This is a genomic window from Burkholderia arboris (genome assembly GCF_038723655.1).
In the GTDB taxonomy this organism is placed as follows: Bacteria; Pseudomonadota; Gammaproteobacteria; order Burkholderiales; family Burkholderiaceae; genus Burkholderia; species Burkholderia arboris.
Genome location: NZ_CP109821.1, coordinates 1,995,505 through 2,011,861 on the forward strand (window position 1 = coordinate 1,995,505; position 16,357 = coordinate 2,011,861).

A 16,357-nucleotide genomic window follows, 5' to 3' on the forward strand; every position below is an offset into this window, starting at 1 on the left:
CCGTGTATTTTAGCAGGTGTCGGAGAAACTGCCGACCGCACCGCCCGGGCAACGTATTCCAGGCCATCTGGCCCTCCGCCCGGCGGCCCGCCAACACGACGACACGCGCCCCATCGCCGCCTACCGGAATCCCGCATGCCAGCCAGCCCGCTTCGCGAACAACTCGTCGGCGCATGGCGCCTCGTATCCTACGAAGTCCGCCCGCGCGACGGCAGCCCGGCCGTCTATCCGCTCGGCCGCGATGCGCGTGGCTGGATTCTCTATACGTCGGACGGCTATATGTCCGCCCAGCTGATGGCCGCCGGCCGGCCGCCCTACGCGGACGGCGACCCGCACCACGGTACCGACGAAGCGTGCGCGGCGGCCGCCCGCGGCTACATCGCCTATTCCGGCCCCTTTCAGGTAGCCGACGACGGCACGCTGACCCACGAAATGGACGTCAGCCTGTTCCCGAACTGGGTCGGCAACGTCCAGCAGCGGGTCGCCGTGCTCGACGGCGATCGCCTGCAGCTCGGCCCCGCCGCACCGGTCCGGCTCGACGGCCGGGAGGTCGACGTCCTGCTGCTGTGGGTGCGCGCGGGCCGCTGACGCCCGTCACTTGCCGGCCTTCGCGGCCGCCTTTTGTGCTGCCTTCGCGTTGATCTGCCCGAACAGCTCCGAGCACGGCACGTCGCGGTTGTTGCTCGGCGCGATCAGCGGAATCAGCGCCGCGAACGGGTTGATCAGCCCGAGCCCGACCATCGCGCCTGCGCGCAGCGCGAGCGCGCCCGCGTCGACGCCGACCTTCGGGTTCTTGAACGTGCCCTTCGCATACAGCGGCGAGCGCAGCGAGAAGATCCGGAAACCCTTCGTATGCGGATGGATCTTCAGGTCGAGCGATTCGTCGCGCAGGTTGATCGGCCCGTCGACGTTGATCAGCGCGTCGTCGGTGTCGAGCGCGAACACCTTCGGATTGAGCATGCCGTTGGTCGCGACGAAGTCGATCGCCGCGCAGTTGATCTTCACGTCGTTGTTGCCGAACAGCTTCTCGTAGACGACGTTGGCGACGTTCAGCCCCGCCGCTTCCATCAGCAGGCGGCTGATGCGGCCGTCCGTCACGAGCGCCTTCACTTCGCCGGTCGAGGTCGCGGCGAGCGCGGCCGGCGAGTTGCCGGTGGCCGACAGCGACGCGTCGCCGTTGATTTCGCCGAGCGCCGACTGCATGACCTTCTGCGTCGGGAACAGTTGCTTGAGCTTCAGGTGCCGCGCGGCCACCGTGAAGCGGCCCTTCAGCGGCGTGCCGCTGCCGTCGAGATGCGCGGTCGTCGCGAGCGTGCCGCCCGCGACGCCGAACTGCAGCGGTTCGAGCGACAGCACGCCGTCCTGCATCACGATGTGCGTGTACAGGTTCGTGATCGGCAGGTTCGAACTCTTGACCAGCTTGCGGCCCGTGAACTTGACGTCCGCGTCGAGCGCGCGCCAGCGGTCGGTACGGAACGTCTCGACCGGCAGCACGCGGTCCGGCGGCTGGCGCGTCGTGTCGCCGCGCTTGGCCTTGCTTGCGGCCGTATCGGCGCCGATCACCGGGGCAAGATCGGAGAACTGCAGCAGGTTCGACACGAGTTCGCCCGACAGCTTCGGCCGCGGTTCGCGCTGCGCATACGTGAGCGTGCCGCCGAGATCGCTGCCGCCGACGCGGCCGTTGAAATTCTCGTAGCGGAACGTGCTCGCGTGCGGCTTGAAGTTGCCGATCAACCACCCTTCGGTCGCATAAGGCGGCGTATCGGGCAGCGTGATGCCGGTGAGCTGGTAAAGGTGCGACATCGACGTGCCCTGCAGCCACAGCCGCAGGTCGAGCGCCGCGAGATGCGTCGGATCGGTCAGCGTACCGACGATCGCGAGCCGCGTGTCGCCGGCCTTCACGTCGGCCTGCAGCGGGAACGGCCGCGACGTATCCTGGATCGCGAGCACGCCGCCGAGCTTGCCGGTCCCGTTGATCGGCACGTTCTTGTAGCGGCCGTCGACCTTCAGCCCGAACGCATAGGTCGGACCGGACGGCTTCGCAGGCGCGGCAGCGCCGCTTGCGCCGGCAGCCGTCGATGCGGAAGCAACCGAAGAAGCGGACGAACCAGGCGAACCGGGAGCCGCCGACGCAACCGAGGTTGCAGCCGATGCGCCCGACGACGCTGCCGCGCTCGCCGCCTGCGCCGCGGAAGCACTCGACGCGGCTTCCGCATTGGCCTTCGCGCTCAACTGCGCGGCGCCGCGCTTGCCGACACGCTGCGCCGATGCCTCGCGCGACGTCTGCTCCTGTTCCTTCAGCACGTCGCCGAGCGGAATCGGCTGGCCGAGCGTATCGATCGCGACGGTCAGGTCGGCCTTCGCGATCGCATCGCGATACGTGACGGTGCCCTTCGCGAAGCCGAAGCTGTCGAGCCGCACCTTCCACGGCGACGGCTGCGACGATTGCTTGAACTGGAAGGTCCACGTGTTGCGTCCGTCGGCGAGACGCTCGAGGTCGACGGCCGGATTCACGACGTCGATCGACGGGATGACGATTTCATGCGCGAGCAACGGCAGGATCGCGAGATCGAAGTGCGCGGCATCGAGCGTGACGAACTTGGGCGTCTTCGCCCAGTCGGGGTTGCCGATCTCGAGCTGGGTGGCCGAAAAGCTCGGCCAGGGCACCCATGCGCGCCAGCCGGTCTCGCCGTCGGGGCGGCGCCAGCCGACCTTGAGATCGCCGTTGATCGCGAACGGGCGGCCGAGTGCGGCACTCACCTGTTCGTTGACCCACGGCTTCGCGCGGTTCCAGTCGAACGTGAAGAGAAAGACGCCGGCCGCCGCGATGAGCACCGCGACGATACCGACAATCCATGCAGCCGATTTGCCGATGGCTCGGGTTAGCGTCATGGCGGTTCCGTTGTTGTTCTGAAATGTTGCCGCACCATGTCGGGCCGCTTGCGTGGACGAACGGCACACGACACCCGCGGCTTTTCAATCGGTATTATGACGCACGCCATGGCGACCTCTCGGCGCTATTAACGCTTTTTTTCATTTGTGACATGACAGCCCCCACCGGCCTCATCGATGCGCAGCGCATTACCCGCCGCGACGCCAGCAATGGCAAGACCCTGCTCGCTCCGACCGATTTCAGCCTCGCAGCGGGATCGCGAATTGCTATCACCGGACCGTCAGGGTCAGGCAAGAGCGTGCTGCTGCGCGCGCTCGCGCTGCTCGACCCGCTCGACGGCGGTCGCATCCTGTGGCGCGGCCGCGGGATCCGGCGCAGCGCGATCCCGCGCTACCGGCGCAGCGTCGCGTACGTGCGCCAGCGCCCCGCTCAGATGGACGGCACCGTCGAATCGCAGTTGCGCTATCCGTATTCGCTCGCGATCTATCGCGACGTGTCGTTCGATCGCGCGCGGGCCGAAGCACTCGCCGCGCAAGCGGGCCGCGGTTCCGACTTTCTCGACAAACGCGCGAGCGACCTGTCGGGCGGCGAAGCGCAGATCGCCGCGCTGCTGCGCGTGCTGCAGCTCGATCCCGACGTACTGCTGCTCGACGAGCCGACCTCCGCACTCGATCCCGAATCGGCGCGTGCGATCGAGACGCTCGTCGGTGCGTGGTTCGACGCGGCGCCCGACGCCCGGGCGTACATGTGGATCTCGCACGACCCGGCCCAGGCCGCGCGAATCGGCACGATGCGGCTCGTGATGCAGGCCGGCGTCATGCATGTCGCGAACCCGATGGAGGCTGCGCAATGAGCCCGGCACTGCAGGACCTGAGCCTCGTCGACGTCGGCATCGCCGCCGCGCTCGTCGCCGTCAACGGCGCGCTTTCGGCGGCCTTGTCGCTCGGTCTCGGCCGCAAGCTTGCGCTCGCGGCCGTGCGTACCGTCGTGCAGCTGCTCGCGATCGGCTACGTGCTCGGCTGGGTGTTCGGCCATCCGCACTGGTACGTCGTGTTGCCGCTCACCGCGCTGATGACGCTGATCGCCGGTTTCGCCGGCGCGGGGCGCGGCAAGCGCACCTATCGCGGCCAGCGCATCGACAGCATCGCGTCGATCTGGTTCAGCAGCTGGTTCGTCGCGGCAGTCGGCCTGTTCGTCGTGATCCGCATCCATCCGTGGTTCGCGCCGCAATACGCGATTCCGATCCTCGGGATGATTCTCGGTAATACGCTGACGGGCGTGTCGCTCGGCGTCGAGCGGATGATGGAAGAACTCACGGCGCGCCGCGACCGCGTCGAAACGGCGCTCGCACTCGGCGCGACGCGCTGGGAAGCCGCACAGGACGCCGCGCGGCAGGCCGTGCGCGCGGGCATGCTGCCGACGCTGAACCAGATGGCCGTCGTCGGCGTCGTGAGCCTGCCGGGGATGATGACGGGCCAGGTACTGGCCGGCCAGTCACCGTTGCAGGCCGTGCGCTACCAGATCGTGATCATGTTCCTGATCGCCGCGGCGTCCGCGCTCGGCACCGTCGGCGCGGTGCTGATGACCTATCGCCGGCTGTTCTCGGCGGATCACCGCTTTCTCGCATCGCGGCTCGAAGAGCGCGCGCACTGACACGCGGCGGCGGTGCGCGGCGTGCGCTCAGTGCGCTCAGTGCGCTCAGTGCGCGCTGCGTCGCTTGCCGATCGCCTGCCGTAACGCGGCCGCGATGTCGGCGCCGGGTGCGAGCCCGTCGACCGACGCGACGAGCCGCACCGCGCGCGGTGTCGTCACATAGGCCTGTGCACCGACATAGCCGCCGCTGCCTGCCGAACGCGTCGTCACGACGAGCGCCTGCGGCGCACGTGCGCCGAGGTCCGCCGTAAACGCATCGGCGATCGTGCCGTCGCGCGCATGCAGCACGCCCGTCACGTAATCGTCGGTATCGAAGCCGGGCGCGGCATGCGCGGTCGAATACACGCGCACCGCGTAGCTGCCGGTCGAGCACGGTTCGAGTGCGCCGCTCGATACGACCGCCACCTGCTGCCGCGTCGGCAGCTCGACCTTCTTCACGAAACCGCAATCGTCAGCCGCGTGCGCGTGCACGGCGACGAATGCAATCGCAGACAGCAGCGCGCGCATTCGGAATTTCATCGGGATGGGGTGACGGAAAGGAAAGAATGCGGACGAGCATAACGTGACGTCTGCATGACGTCACGCACCGCTGCCGCACGGCAGCGGCACCGTCCCGCGAAGAAGGCGGCGGGAAAATCTCGCGATGGCGGCGCGCATCGCTCACGTGCCGCCCTGCTCGCCCCGCCTGCCGAATCCGTTGCGCGCGCACCGGACCCAACGCCGGCCCGCGCGCGCCGCTCAGCGCTTGATCGACACCGTCACCTTGGTGCCGTCGCTCATCGTCACGGACTTCGACCCGCCATTGGTCGGGATCGACACCCACTTGACCTGGCTCACCGACACGACGTCCGGGCATTGCAGCGACTTGCCGCCGGCCGTCACGCTGCGCGTGCCCTTCGGCGCGGCCGCCTGGAAGCTCATCTGCACGTTGGCGACGCCCTTCGCATCGACCGACGGCGCGAGCCGCACCTGGGTCTGGCGCACCATCGCGCCGTTCGCGTCGCGCGGCAGGTTGTCCGCGTTCGGACAGCCGTCCGGCATCGCGACCGCGCCGCTCGGCGGCACCGATTTCCAGTTGAAATCGTCCGTCTCGCCCGAGCGGATCTTGCGGGTCTCCTGCGTATTGCCGTAGGTCTTCGAGTCGACCTTGACGGTGTATTCGAGCTGTCCCGTACCGCCGCCCTTCAGGCTGCCCTTGACCGGCGGCGCCGCGAATACGCTCGCGCTGACGCACGCCGCCGCGAACACGACCGACCACGATGCGGCGACCGACAAGCTGCGTTGGCTCATGCTGACCTCCTTGTAATGCGGCGGCACGCGCGTGCCGCGCGGTTTTCGATGCATGATGCGCTGCCAGTCTACCGCCAAGCGGGATGCAATGCGCCGCAAACGCATCGGGTGTTACCCCGCTTGCGTTCGCGGCGTCGCAACCTTACGCGAGTGACGGCTTCAGAAACCGCTCAGCACGAGCTTGCCGATCGAGCGTCCGGCCTCGAGCAACTGGTGCGCGCGCCGTACGTTCGCCGCATTGATCGTGCCGAGCTGTTCGCCAAGCGTCGTACGCAGCGTGCCGCCGTCGACGAGCCGCGCGACTTCGCCGAGGATCCGGTGCTGCTCGATCATGTCCGGCGTCTCGAACATGGCTCGCGTGAACATGAATTCCCAGTGAAACGCGGCGCTCTTCGCCTTCAGCAATTCGACCGGCACCGGTTTCCCGTTCTCGACGATCGTGCAAATGCCGCCCTGCGGCCGGATTACTTCCGCCGCGGCAGGAAAATGACGGTCCGTGTCGTTGAAGATCAACACATAGTCGACGTTCGGATGGCCGGCCTCGCGCAGTTGCGCCGGCAGGTCGCCGAAATGGTCGACCACCGCATCCGCACCGAGCGAACGCACCCAGTCGGCCGACGCCGGCCGCGACGCGGTCGCGATCACGTACAGCTTGCCGAGCGTCTTCGCGAGCTGGATCGCGATCGACCCCACGCCGCCCGCACCACCGATGATCAACACCGACTTGCCGGCGTCCGCGCCCTGCGGCGACACGTGCAGCCGGTCGAACAGTGCTTCCCACGCGGTCAGCGCCGTCAGCGGCAGCGCGGCCGACGCCGCGAAATCGAGCGTGCGCGGCTTCAACGCGGCGATCCGTTCGTCGACCGTGTGGAATTCGCTGTTCGCGCCGGGCCGCGTGATGCTGCCCGCATAGAACACTTCGTCGCCGGGCCGGAACAGCGTCACGTCGGCGCCGACCGCGACCACCGTGCCGGCCGCATCCCAGCCAAGCACGCGCGGCGTCTCCTCGACCTGCGGCTTCGGCGCGCGCACCTTGGTGTCCACCGGGTTCACGGAAATCGCCTCGACCTTCACGAGCAGATCGCGCGGGCCCGGCGCGGGCTGCGGCAGTTCCACGTCGAGCAAGGCTTGCGGGTCGTCGATCGGCAGATAGCGGGTCAGTCCAACGGCTTTCATCTCGATACTCCTTTCAGGGAATCCGGGCGGGCCGCGGCGCAGCCCCATGAACGTCATCGTAGGCAACCCGATCCTTCGAGAAAACCGCTATATTTCCTGAAACATTTTCAGGAATTTCAGAACAATGGTGCCCGATCCGATTCCGGTTCCCGACAAGCCGCTCGATCTGCTCGACGTCGCGCTGTTCGTTCGCGCGGCGCTGCTCGCGAACGTCACCGCGGCCGGGCGCGAGTTCGGCGTGTCGGCCGCGGTTGCCAGCGCGCGCATCGCGCAGCTCGAACGCCAGCTCGGCGCACGGTTGCTGCACCGCACCACACGCCGCATCAGCCTCACGCAGGACGGCGAAGTCTTCATGGCACGCGCCGACGCGCTGCTGTCGGCCGCCGACGCCGCGCGCGCGTCGGTCGGGCACGGCCGCAGCGAGCCGTACGGGCGGCTGAAGGTGTCGATGTCGTCGTCGTTCGGCCGCCAGCACGTCGCGCCGGTGATTCCCGCATTCCTGCGCCGCTACCCGTCGGTGTCGCTCGACCTGCGGCTGTCCGACGAGATCGTCGATCTCGTCGACGACGGCTACGACGTCGCGATCCGCCTCGGCGCGCTGAAGGACTCGACGCTCGTCGCGCGCAAGCTCGCTGCAAACCGCCGTGTGCTGTGCTGCTCGCCCGCCTATCTCGCCGAACGCGGCACGCCGCGCCATCCGGCCGACCTGACCCAGCACGAGTGCGTGATCCTCGGCGACCAGCGCGACTGGTCGTTCACGACGCCGCAAGGTCCGCTGACCGTGCGGGTCGGCGGCCGGCTCGTCGCGAGCAACGGCGAGGCGATCCGCGAAGCGCTCGTCGACGGCTTCGGGATCGCGATCAAGTCGACCTGGGACGTCGGACCGCTGCTCGCGAGCGGCGCGCTCGTCACCGTGCTCGACGATTACCCGTTCGCGGAAGCGGTCGCGATCTGGGGCGTCTATCCGAGCCGCGCGCATGTGCCGCTGAAAACGCTCGCGTTCATTTCATTCCTTGCCGAGCATTTCGGCGATCCCCCGTACTGGGATCGCGCGAACGGATGACAACCGCCGCACCGCGCACGGTTTCGATCCGGCCCGGTCGCCATGCGCGGCCAACCGGCTACAATGGCGCGTTCGCGACGCAATGGCCCGCAGCCGGACGGGGCCCGCGTTCGCAGGCGGCCGCCCGTTGGCCGCGCATGCCATTCATTCGCCTCCCAACCATCCCGTCATGACCCACAATCTCGTCATCCAGAGTCTTGCGCCGCTGTCGGACGCCCATCACAAACCGCTGCTCGCGCTGTCGCGCGGCACCCGCATCGTGCAGACCGACGATCACGCGCTGCGCATCGAAAACGCGAATCCGGCACAGCGCCTCGACATCGACGCGTACTGCGGCACGCATGCGCTCGATTTCGCGTTCGTCGAAGCCGGCCGCACGCTCGGTGATTTCGGGCTCGCCGTGATGGACATGGATTCGACGCTGATCACGATCGAGTGCATCGACGAAATCGCCGATTTCTGCGGGCTGAAAACGCAGGTCGCGGAGATCACCGAAGCATCGATGCGCGGCGAGATCCGCGATTTCAACGAAAGCCTCACGCGCCGCGTCGCGCTGCTGGCCGGGCTCGACGCGCAGGCGCTCGAACGCGTGTACGAGGAACGGCTGCAGCTGTCGCCGGGCGCCGAGACGATGCTGGCCGGCGTGAAGGCGGCCGGCATGAAGACGCTGCTCGTGTCGGGCGGCTTCACGTTCTTCACCGAGCGGCTGAAGGCGCGCCTCGGCCTCGACTACGCGCATGCGAACACGCTCGAGATCGTCGACGGCAAGCTCACCGGCAAGGTGCTCGGCGAGATCGTCAACGCGGACGTGAAGGCGCGCCTGCTACGCGAGACGTGCGCGTCGCTCGGCCTCGAGCCGAATCGCGCGATCGCGATGGGAGACGGGTCGAACGACCTGAAGATGATGGCCGAAGCCGGGCTGTCCGTTGCGTTCCACGCGAAGCCGGTCGTGCGCGACGCGGCGACGGTCGCGTTCGACCATGTCGGCCTCGACGGGCTGCTGCGGCTGTTCTGATCCCGCTGCACCGCTCATGAAAAACGCCGGCGCGATTCAACATCGCGCCGGCGTTTTGTTTTTACGCGAGGCCTTCGCGGCCTGCGATCAACCGAGTACGTCCTGCATCGCGCGTTCGATGTCCGCGCGCAGGTCGGCTTCGTCTTCCAGGCCAACGTAGAAACGCACCAGCGTGCCGCGATGCGGCCAGTCCGGACGCATCGACGCGACGTCGTAAGGCATCGCGAGACTGCACGCGCCGCCCCAGCTCCAGCCGATCGCGAACAGTTCGAGCGACTCGACGAAGCGGTCGATCTGCTCCGCGCTGTAGCGTTCGTCGAACACCACCGAGAACAGCCCGCCCGCGCCGGTGAAATCGCGCATGAACGACGCGTGCCCCGGGCAATCGGCGATCTGCGGATGCAGCACTGCCGCGATCTCCGGCCGCGCCTTCAGCCATTGCGCGAGCGCGAGCGCGCTCTTGCTGTGCGCATCGAAGCGCACCTGCATGCTCGGCAGGCTGCGCAGCACGAGCGAGCAATCATCGACCGACACGCCGATCCCGCAGCGCATCCGCGCGAGCTTCAGCTGCGCGTGAAGTTCCGCGTTCGCGGTGATCGTCGCGCCCATCAGCACGTCGCTGCCGCCCGACTGGTACTTGGTCAGCGCCTGTACCGAGATGTCGACGCCGTGCTCGAACGGCTTGAACGCGAGCCCGGCCGAGAACGTATTGTCGATCGCGGTGACGATGCCGCGCGCCTTCGCGGCCGCCGCGATCGCCTGCACGTCGGGCACTTCCATCGTCACCGAGCCCGGCGACTCGATCCAGATCAGCCGCGTGTTCGGCTGGATCAGGTCGGCGATGCCGGCGCCGATCAGCGGATCGTAGAAGCGCGCAGTGATGCCGAAATCCTTCGCGAGCCAGTTGCCGAAATCCGCGTTCGGGCCGTACACGTTGTGCGGAATCAGCACGTCGTCGCCCGCTTTCACGATCCCGAAGTAGACGTTCATGATCGCCGCGAGGCCCGACGGCTGCAGCAGCGCGTGCGTACCGCCCTCGATCTCGGCGAGCCGCTGCGCGAGCGCGAGCGACGTCGGCGTCGCGTGCAGCCCGTAACGCCACTGGTTGTCGTTGTGCCAGACGAGCGCGCGCATCGTCGCGAGATCGGGAAACACGACCGTCGACGCACGCGCGACCGGCGGCACGAACGACCGGAAGCCTTCCGGAATGACGTCGTCGGGTTGAACGATGCGGGTTTGCAGGGCGCGCTTGGGAGAGGATGCAGTCATGACAGGAAGCCGGGCACGAGGCCGTTCGGTTGCGGAATATGTCGCTAGATTAGCCAAAATCGGCGCGGTTGGCCCGGTACAATGCGCGCCGCGCGCGCCAAGCCAGCGTGCTCAGTCGTCGGTGCGCAGGTTGACGACGCCACCCACCGTCTCGATTTCCTGCACGCGGCCGTCGCGCACCTGCAGCGCCGCGCGCTTGCCTGGCGCCAGGCGCAGCACGACCGGCTGCGGATCCGACTCGTCCGAGTTCATCCGGTCGGCCTTCAGGTCGCCCGTCGTGTCGAAGCGCCCAACCCACACGCCCGTGATGTTCGTGCCGTCGTTCGATTCCTCGATCTCGAGCGTGTCGCCGTCGCGATCGCCCGCGAGCAACACGACCTCGCCCGTATCGGCGAACTGGTACTCGCCGTGCACGCCTTCCTCGTCCGTCTTCGGGCCGAGATGCACGACGATCGGTCGATCGCCAAGCGTGCCTTCGTAGCGCGGCAGGCGGGCGAACTCGGGATTCGGCTTCAGCGGCCGCGCCGCTGCCGGTTCATCCTGCTGCACGCCCGGCGCGACGGCCTGCGCCGCGACCACGCGCGGCATCGCGAGGCCCGCTGCCAGCGCGCCTGCGACGACGAGCGCCCGTTGCCATTCCGAATATCGACCCACCTTGTATTGCTCCTTGCTTCAGATTCGCTCGAAAATCGCGGCGATGTCCTGCGGGCCGTGGCCCGCGTGCGGCGTTAGCCGTGCATCAGGCGTTCCACTGCGTCGCGGTGTGGAATCGGCGCGACCGCACCGTAGCCCGTCGTCGACAGCGCCGCCGCTGCGTTCGCATAACGCGCGGCCGCGAACGGATCGTCGCCCGCGACGATCCGCGCGACGAACGCGCCGCCGAAGCAGTCGCCCGCGCCCGTCGCATCGACGGCCTCGACCGTGAAGCCCGGCACGACACGCCGCTCGTTCGGCGTCGCAACGTACGCCCCTTCCTTGCCGAGCTTCAGTGCAACGACCTGCGGCCCGTGCTCGAGCATCACGTCGACGATCGCGTCGCGATCGTTCGCGCCCGTGAGCGCCGTGACATCGTCCCAGCTCGGCAGGCAGATGTCCGTCTGGCGCAGTGCCTCGCGCATCACCGCGCGAGCGCGCGGCAGCGGCCACAGCTTCAGGCGCAGGTTCGTGTCGAAGCTGACCTTCGCGCCGTGGCGGCGTGCGTGGTCGATCGCCGCAAACGCCGCGTCGCACGCGGCCGTGCTGATCGCCAGGCTGATGCCCGACAGGTGCACGGCCTTCGCGGCCGCGAGCGCGTCGAGCGGCAGGTCGCCCACCGCATAGCGGCTCGCTGCGGAGCCCGCGCGCAGATAGTCGAACTGGTGACCGTCGGCGCCATGCGTGACGAAATACACGCCGGTCGGCGCCGCGCGGTCGATCCGCACGTACGTCGTGTCGACGTGTTCCGCCTGCCACATGTCGGCCAGCAAGCGGCCGAACGGATCGTCGCCGATTGCCGACACGAAGCCCGTCGACGCGCCCTGGCGCGCCGCCGCGATGCAGAAGTTCGACGTGTCGCCGCCGAAGCCCTGCAGGAATTCGGGACGGCCCGGCTGCGACTGGTTGAATTCGATCATCGCCTCGCCGAGCGCGAGGATCTCCGGAAATGCGGCGGCCATCGCTTACACCTCGCCCCACAGATCGTGACCGTCGGCGCCCGTGATCTTCACGGACACGAAATCGCCGACCTTGTAGCGCTTCGATGCCTTCGTCGCCGGTTCGACATAGACGACCCCGTCGATTTCCGGCGCATCGGCTGCCGTGCGGCCGATACCGCCTTCCTCGCTGACTTCGTCGATCAACACCTTGAGCGTCTTGCCGACCTTGCGCTGGATGCGGTTCGCCGACACTTCCTCGGCCACTTCCATGAAGCGCGCACGACGCGCTTCACGGACGTCGTCCGGCAGCGCGCCATCGAGTTCGTTCGCGGTCGCGCCTTCGACCGGCGAATAGGCGAAGCAGCCGACACGATCGAGTTCCGCCTCGCGGATGAAGTCGAGCAGCGTTTCGAACTGCTCTTCCGTCTCGCCCGGGAAACCCGCGATGAACGTGCTGCGGATCGTCAGGTCCGGGCAGATCTCGCGCCACTTCTGCACGCGCTCGAGCACCTTCTCGGCGTTCGCCGGACGCTTCATGCGCTTCAGCACTTCCGGATGCGCGTGCTGGAACGGCACGTCCAGATACGGCAGCACGTGGCCCTTGAACGGCCCTTCTGCCATCAGCGGAATCACTTCGTCGACGCTCGGATACGGGTACACGTAGTGCAGGCGCACCCACGCGCCGTACTGTGCCGCGAGTTCGCCGAGCGCGGCGACCAGGTCGGTCATGCGCGTCTTGATCGGCTTGCCGTTCCAGAAACCCGTGCGGTACTTCACGTCGACGCCGTAGGCGCTCGTGTCCTGCGAGATCACGAGCAGTTCCTTCACGCCCGACTTGAACAGGTTCTCGGCTTCCAGCATCACTTCGGCGACCGGGCGCGACACGAGGTCGCCACGCATCGACGGGATGATGCAGAACGTGCAACGGTGGTTGCAGCCTTCGGAGATCTTCAGGTACGCGTAGTGACGCGGCGTGAGCTTGATGCCGGCGGCAGGCACGAGATCGGTGAACGGATCGTGCGGTTTCGGCAGGTGCGAATGCACGGCCTGCATCACTTCGCCCACCGCGTGCGGGCCGGTGACGGCGAGCACCTTCGGATGGACTTCCTCGATCAGGTTCGACCCGCTCGCGCTCGACTTCGCGCCGAGGCAGCCGGTGACGATCACCTTGCCGTTCTCGGTCAGCGCTTCGCCGATCGCGTCGAGGCTTTCCTGCACGGCTTCGTCGATGAAGCCGCAGGTGTTCACGACGACGAGGTCGGCGCCGTCGTAGGTGCCGGAGATTTCATAACCCTCGGCGCGCAGCTGCGTGATGATTTGTTCGGAGTCGACGAGCGCCTTGGGGCACCCGAGGGATACGAACCCTACTTTGGGGGATTGGGACATCTGGAATGTGAGGGCGTGGCAGCAAAAGCGTGAGTTTACAGCGATTTAGGGTCCAGCAGCCTAAAACGAGTGGCCAGGGTGGCACAGGCCTTCGGCTCGGATGTGCCGCGTGGCGGACTGCGGTGCGCGAGGTCGAGCTTGATACGACCCTTTCACTACGTGACGAAGGGTATTCCGCCTACCATAAGCGACGTCTGGAAAGGGGCACTCAACGTGTTCGTGCAGGCAGATCGGGGATGGTCAGGTACAAGACGGTCTGCGCGGATTGTCGGGGGCCTGATCGGCCGGAGTCGCGCCGACGCTTATTCCGCCATTGGCGCAACCCACGTAGATCGCGAATACCACGATTACGGTCGACGCGGCCAGCGACAGCCTCGCGGCGAAGGAACGCAACACGGTTCTGCCGGTGCGCGCTCCGTACATCAGGCATCAGTGTGCGGAAGAGAAACTCGGAGGCGACCAGTTGAACGCTTTGCTGTTCGTTGCCGAGCCAAGCACGAGAATGACACCGTCGTGACAGATGCGAAATTGTCAACCGCTGATTGTCGTCGTTCATCAATACAATTTGCCTACGCTATCGCAGCGGTAAGCCATCTTCGACAGTCATCACCGACGGCGCCCCCGCCGCGTAGCGACCGCTTGCTGTCACTCCACAAGCCACCCAGGCTCGCCCTCGACCAAGGTGCCGCCATGGCTGGTGGTGTCACCCTGACGCGCCGCCGGCCGACCTTCGATCTCCGTGCCGGGTGAGCCGGTTTGAATCTCCGCTCCGCAACTGATGCGGTCGCCCACGCGCGCGATCGCTCGGCCGTTAATGGCAGCGGACTCGGCGCCGCTGACGACGGTTCCGTCACCGTGGACGGGACAGCTGTGTCGGTGACCGACGAGTACGATAGGTCGCATATCAAGCTCCTTATGGTTTGTACTACTTCTGAATATCCTGGCGCTTACTAGCGAGCAGACGGAGACCACCGAAGATGCCGATCGCCAAGGCAGGTAACGAGGCCAGGGCGAGTTTCATAGTCACGACGGCGATGGCGAGGCCCAGACAACTGACCACGATCAGTGCGCCGAGCACCTTGGCCAGCCACGTGCCCTGGAAATGGCTCTGCTTGATCGGTACCATTGGGTGGTGCGACCGCCACGTCGCCATGGCAGGTCCAAGCGCCGCCGCGAAGGCCTTGTAGCCGGACGTCTTGCGGTTACCGAGCAACGCCAGCGTTGGCTGCTGCCGGCGCGTGAGCCGGATCAGTCCGTCCAAGGTAGATGCGGTGATACTGTCAAAGGTGACGGTTCCATAGCGCTTGAAGACCAAGGCGTCGGGTGTAATGTGCACCACGTCTTTGGCAGGTGGGTACACCACGTGGGCCAAGATCAACGGGGTGGCGATGCAGATGACTATCAGCACCGCGATGGCAAGAAGATGTCCGTCGGTGCGCAATGGGAATAGCACGAACATCGACACGACTAGCAGTGGAGAGAATAGCGCCGTCAACAGGGCGGCCTGGTGCCACCGAGTGTAAATAACACGTTAGGTCGGTCATTGCCCCCTTTGATCGCCGTTTCGAGGCTGGGATTGGTCATGCGAGTGCACTCCAGAAAATAATTGATCGGCCGCTTCGAGACCGATGGGACTCCGCTCAGGCGCTTTGTGCACGTAAGCACGACGCCAGAAGCCGTGCTGCTACCACAATGCCTCGGTCAGTTCGAGGGCTGGGTAACTGCCCTATCGGCCTTCTCGGCTGAAACCACTGCACGAGGCAAATCACGCCGCCGTGCCCATGCCCCACGCGCGGTGCGCGCCGTAGCAGGCCATGGTGACGACGCTGATCTCCAGCGCGTTTCCGGTCATTCGACGTGCGGATGGCCAGTGCCACGCCGGGTCGCTTCTTTCTGGAAAATCGCAACGCCATCTTCATCGATTCAACGCGCCAAGGCTTCCGCCGGCGGCGGTGCGCTCAACGCACCTCCTTTGGGATCGGGTTTCCGGGTATCAATTCTCCCCTCCGTCCCATACGCCATCGCAAGCGTCGATGAGTTCCTTTGGCCATTTGCGGCGCGGAAGGATGCGGTCAAGCCACATATAGAAGATGTCGCCCAGCGCTATGAGCCATAAGAAAGGTGCGACGACAGGAAAGAGCACGGGTGCCAGCAGGCGCTTCCACCAAGTGCGTGTCTGGAACATACCGAACGGATTCCACGCCTTGATGCACTCTCGCATGCTGGTGGCTCGATAGTTGTCCAGTGCCGAGGAAGGCGGCAGGGCATCCATGCCGTCTTGCATGTAGAGGCGGATGTATTCCCACACCATTGCTGCACCGTAGATGCCACGATTGAAGAAGGCCTCGTCGGCATCCTTCGTCGCAGCGATGCCGATGCGCAGACGACCATCAGCATGTGACCTCTCCGGGTCGGCGCAGGGAAAGGCCAGGGTCAGCACACCCTCATTGACTGGCGCGCCGCCTACTGCAAAGGTGGTGACATCCTTGATATAGGCTTCCAGATGGTCCCATGACTGGCTAACTGATTTACCCTGAATGACGCAGATCACTTGACGCGTCCTTCGATTGAAGATGATGGGCAACTGAGTGCGCCAGGGAATGAAAATCCAGGAAAAACCCAACAAGGCTAGAGCAGTCATGCCAACCGTGTGGTCCAAGCTCCCCAGATAGTGCGTCAGGGCTCCAGCGGTGTATCCCTTATGGTCGCGATCATCGACGTAAGTCAAATATTCGAAAATGGAGAACATTGCGAATGTAAAAGGAATCATTACAGCGGCCCACCAACTCATGCTACGTCTTCCACCATATATGCTGCCGAAGGCTGTACGCATGAATAGGCAGTGCTCGGTGACCTTCATAACGTTGTTGTCAGCAGCAGGCTCCACACCTAAGGGCGAGTCACCCGGGCGCAGGGCGTCAACGCGTGCGAAGAAGATGCTGCGCTCTGCCTTGGGAACTTGGTGTCGATTCATGGTC

The 16,357-nt window shown here is 66.2% G+C and carries 16 protein-coding genes; 5 read left to right on the top strand and 11 right to left on the bottom strand.

Features of this window, described 5'->3' with window-relative positions; translation table 11 throughout:
• Positions 1 to 135 precede the first annotated feature (135 nt).
• Positions 136 to 588 (top strand): lipocalin-like domain-containing protein, encoded by a 453-nt coding sequence (locus OHZ10_RS09405; protein WP_342702203.1) that lies wholly within the window; start codon positions 136 to 138, stop codon positions 586 to 588.
• Positions 589 to 594: 6 nt separating this feature from the next.
• Here OHZ10_RS09405 and OHZ10_RS09410 read toward each other — a convergent pair whose 3' ends face one another.
• Positions 595 to 2,892 carry an AsmA family protein gene (locus OHZ10_RS09410; RefSeq protein WP_342702205.1) on the bottom strand — a complete coding sequence of 766 codons (2,298 nt, stop codon included), beginning with the start codon at positions 2,890 to 2,892 and terminating at the stop codon, positions 595 to 597.
• Positions 2,893 to 3,044: 152 nt separating this feature from the next.
• On the opposite strand from OHZ10_RS09410, the gene OHZ10_RS09415 reads away from it, so the two are divergent.
• Together OHZ10_RS09415 and OHZ10_RS09420 are read left to right on the top strand one after the other, a co-directional pair.
• Positions 3,045 to 3,746 (top strand): ABC transporter ATP-binding protein, encoded by a 702-nt coding sequence (locus OHZ10_RS09415; RefSeq protein ID WP_342702206.1) that lies wholly within the window; start codon positions 3,045 to 3,047, stop codon positions 3,744 to 3,746.
• Positions 3,743 to 4,546, top strand: a complete 804-nt coding sequence (locus OHZ10_RS09420) for an ABC transporter permease (protein WP_174991554.1) — start codon at positions 3,743 to 3,745, stop codon at positions 4,544 to 4,546. Before OHZ10_RS09415 ends, OHZ10_RS09420 begins: the two co-directional genes overlap by 4 nt.
• 45 nt (positions 4,547 to 4,591) lie before the next feature.
• Here the strand turns inward: OHZ10_RS09420 and OHZ10_RS09425 are convergent, their stop codons facing one another.
• From OHZ10_RS09425 to OHZ10_RS09435, 3 genes are all read right to left on the bottom strand, one after another.
• The gene (locus tag OHZ10_RS09425) at positions 4,592 to 5,065 is read right to left on the bottom strand and encodes a PliI family lysozyme inhibitor of I-type lysozyme (RefSeq protein ID WP_340624156.1); all 474 of its coding nucleotides are present in this window, start codon (positions 5,063 to 5,065) and stop codon (positions 4,592 to 4,594) included.
• A gap of 219 nt (positions 5,066 to 5,284) precedes the next feature.
• Entirely contained in the window at positions 5,285 to 5,836 is a 552-nt protein-coding gene (locus OHZ10_RS09430; protein WP_059236731.1) for a DUF6013 family protein, read from the bottom strand.
• Positions 5,837 to 5,995: 159 nt separating this feature from the next.
• Positions 5,996 to 7,012: a zinc-binding alcohol dehydrogenase family protein gene (locus tag OHZ10_RS09435; protein ID WP_256084945.1), complete on the bottom strand. Its 1,017-nt coding sequence runs from the start codon at positions 7,010 to 7,012 to the stop codon at positions 5,996 to 5,998.
• 124 nt (positions 7,013 to 7,136) lie between these two features.
• On the opposite strand from OHZ10_RS09435, the gene OHZ10_RS09440 reads away from it, so the two are divergent.
• Both OHZ10_RS09440 and serB read left to right on the top strand, forming a co-directional pair.
• The gene (locus tag OHZ10_RS09440; RefSeq protein WP_342702209.1) at positions 7,137 to 8,075 is read left to right on the top strand and encodes a LysR family transcriptional regulator; all 939 of its coding nucleotides are present in this window, start codon (positions 7,137 to 7,139) and stop codon (positions 8,073 to 8,075) included.
• A gap of 169 nt (positions 8,076 to 8,244) precedes the next feature.
• Positions 8,245 to 9,090, top strand: a complete 846-nt coding sequence (gene serB, locus OHZ10_RS09445) for a phosphoserine phosphatase SerB (RefSeq protein WP_059234060.1) — start codon at positions 8,245 to 8,247, stop codon at positions 9,088 to 9,090.
• A gap of 87 nt (positions 9,091 to 9,177) precedes the next feature.
• Here serB and OHZ10_RS09450 read toward each other — a convergent pair whose 3' ends face one another.
• The 7 genes from OHZ10_RS09450 to OHZ10_RS09480 form a co-directional block, all read right to left on the bottom strand.
• Positions 9,178 to 10,359 (bottom strand): cystathionine beta-lyase, encoded by a 1,182-nt coding sequence (locus OHZ10_RS09450; RefSeq protein WP_059234059.1) that lies wholly within the window; start codon positions 10,357 to 10,359, stop codon positions 9,178 to 9,180.
• Positions 10,360 to 10,470: 111 nt separating this feature from the next.
• Entirely contained in the window at positions 10,471 to 11,013 is a 543-nt protein-coding gene (locus OHZ10_RS09455; RefSeq protein ID WP_059234058.1) for a hypothetical protein, read from the bottom strand.
• Between the two features lie 74 nt (positions 11,014 to 11,087).
• Positions 11,088 to 12,014 (bottom strand): sugar kinase, encoded by a 927-nt coding sequence (locus tag OHZ10_RS09460; protein WP_342702212.1) that lies wholly within the window; start codon positions 12,012 to 12,014, stop codon positions 11,088 to 11,090.
• Positions 12,015 to 12,017: 3 nt separating this feature from the next.
• Positions 12,018 to 13,379, bottom strand: coding sequence for a 30S ribosomal protein S12 methylthiotransferase RimO (gene rimO / locus OHZ10_RS09465; RefSeq protein WP_124457073.1), 1,362 nt, complete (start codon positions 13,377 to 13,379; stop codon positions 12,018 to 12,020).
• A 645-nt stretch (positions 13,380 to 14,024) separates the two neighbouring features.
• On the bottom strand, positions 14,025 to 14,282 hold the full coding sequence (locus OHZ10_RS09470; protein WP_081051822.1) for a PAAR domain-containing protein: 258 nt from the start codon (positions 14,280 to 14,282) through the stop codon (positions 14,025 to 14,027).
• Positions 14,283 to 14,304: 22 nt separating this feature from the next.
• The gene (locus OHZ10_RS09475) at positions 14,305 to 14,844 is read right to left on the bottom strand and encodes a hypothetical protein (RefSeq protein ID WP_342702214.1); all 540 of its coding nucleotides are present in this window, start codon (positions 14,842 to 14,844) and stop codon (positions 14,305 to 14,307) included.
• Between the two features lie 528 nt (positions 14,845 to 15,372).
• The gene (locus tag OHZ10_RS09480) at positions 15,373 to 16,353 is read right to left on the bottom strand and encodes a hypothetical protein (RefSeq protein ID WP_342702216.1); all 981 of its coding nucleotides are present in this window, start codon (positions 16,351 to 16,353) and stop codon (positions 15,373 to 15,375) included.
• Between the last annotated feature and the right edge of the window lie 4 nt (positions 16,354 to 16,357).

Excerpts from the sequence above, each read along its gene's own strand:
- rimO (WP_124457073.1), bottom strand. The coding sequence starts at position 13,379 with ATGTCCCAATCCCCCAAAGTAGGGTTCGTATCCCTCGGGTGCCCCAAG.
- serB (WP_059234060.1), top strand. The coding sequence starts at position 8,245 with ATGACCCACAATCTCGTCATCCAGAGTCTTGCGCCGCTGTCGGACGCC.
- OHZ10_RS09450 (WP_059234059.1), bottom strand. The coding sequence starts at position 10,359 with ATGACTGCATCCTCTCCCAAGCGCGCCCTGCAAACCCGCATCGTTCAA.
- OHZ10_RS09435 (WP_256084945.1), bottom strand. The coding sequence starts at position 7,012 with ATGAAAGCCGTTGGACTGACCCGCTATCTGCCGATCGACGACCCGCAA.
- OHZ10_RS09460 (WP_342702212.1), bottom strand. The coding sequence starts at position 12,014 with ATGGCCGCCGCATTTCCGGAGATCCTCGCGCTCGGCGAGGCGATGATC.
- OHZ10_RS09420 (WP_174991554.1), top strand. The coding sequence starts at position 3,743 with ATGAGCCCGGCACTGCAGGACCTGAGCCTCGTCGACGTCGGCATCGCC.
- OHZ10_RS09415 (WP_342702206.1), top strand. The coding sequence starts at position 3,045 with ATGACAGCCCCCACCGGCCTCATCGATGCGCAGCGCATTACCCGCCGC.
- OHZ10_RS09440 (WP_342702209.1), top strand. The coding sequence starts at position 7,137 with ATGGTGCCCGATCCGATTCCGGTTCCCGACAAGCCGCTCGATCTGCTC.
- OHZ10_RS09410 (WP_342702205.1), bottom strand. The coding sequence starts at position 2,892 with ATGACGCTAACCCGAGCCATCGGCAAATCGGCTGCATGGATTGTCGGT.
- OHZ10_RS09430 (WP_059236731.1), bottom strand. The coding sequence starts at position 5,836 with ATGAGCCAACGCAGCTTGTCGGTCGCCGCATCGTGGTCGGTCGTGTTC.
- OHZ10_RS09425 (WP_340624156.1), bottom strand. The coding sequence starts at position 5,065 with ATGAAATTCCGAATGCGCGCGCTGCTGTCTGCGATTGCATTCGTCGCC.
- OHZ10_RS09480 (WP_342702216.1), bottom strand. The coding sequence starts at position 16,353 with ATGAATCGACACCAAGTTCCCAAGGCAGAGCGCAGCATCTTCTTCGCA.
- OHZ10_RS09405 (WP_342702203.1), top strand. The coding sequence starts at position 136 with ATGCCAGCCAGCCCGCTTCGCGAACAACTCGTCGGCGCATGGCGCCTC.
- OHZ10_RS09470 (WP_081051822.1), bottom strand. The coding sequence starts at position 14,282 with ATGCGACCTATCGTACTCGTCGGTCACCGACACAGCTGTCCCGTCCAC.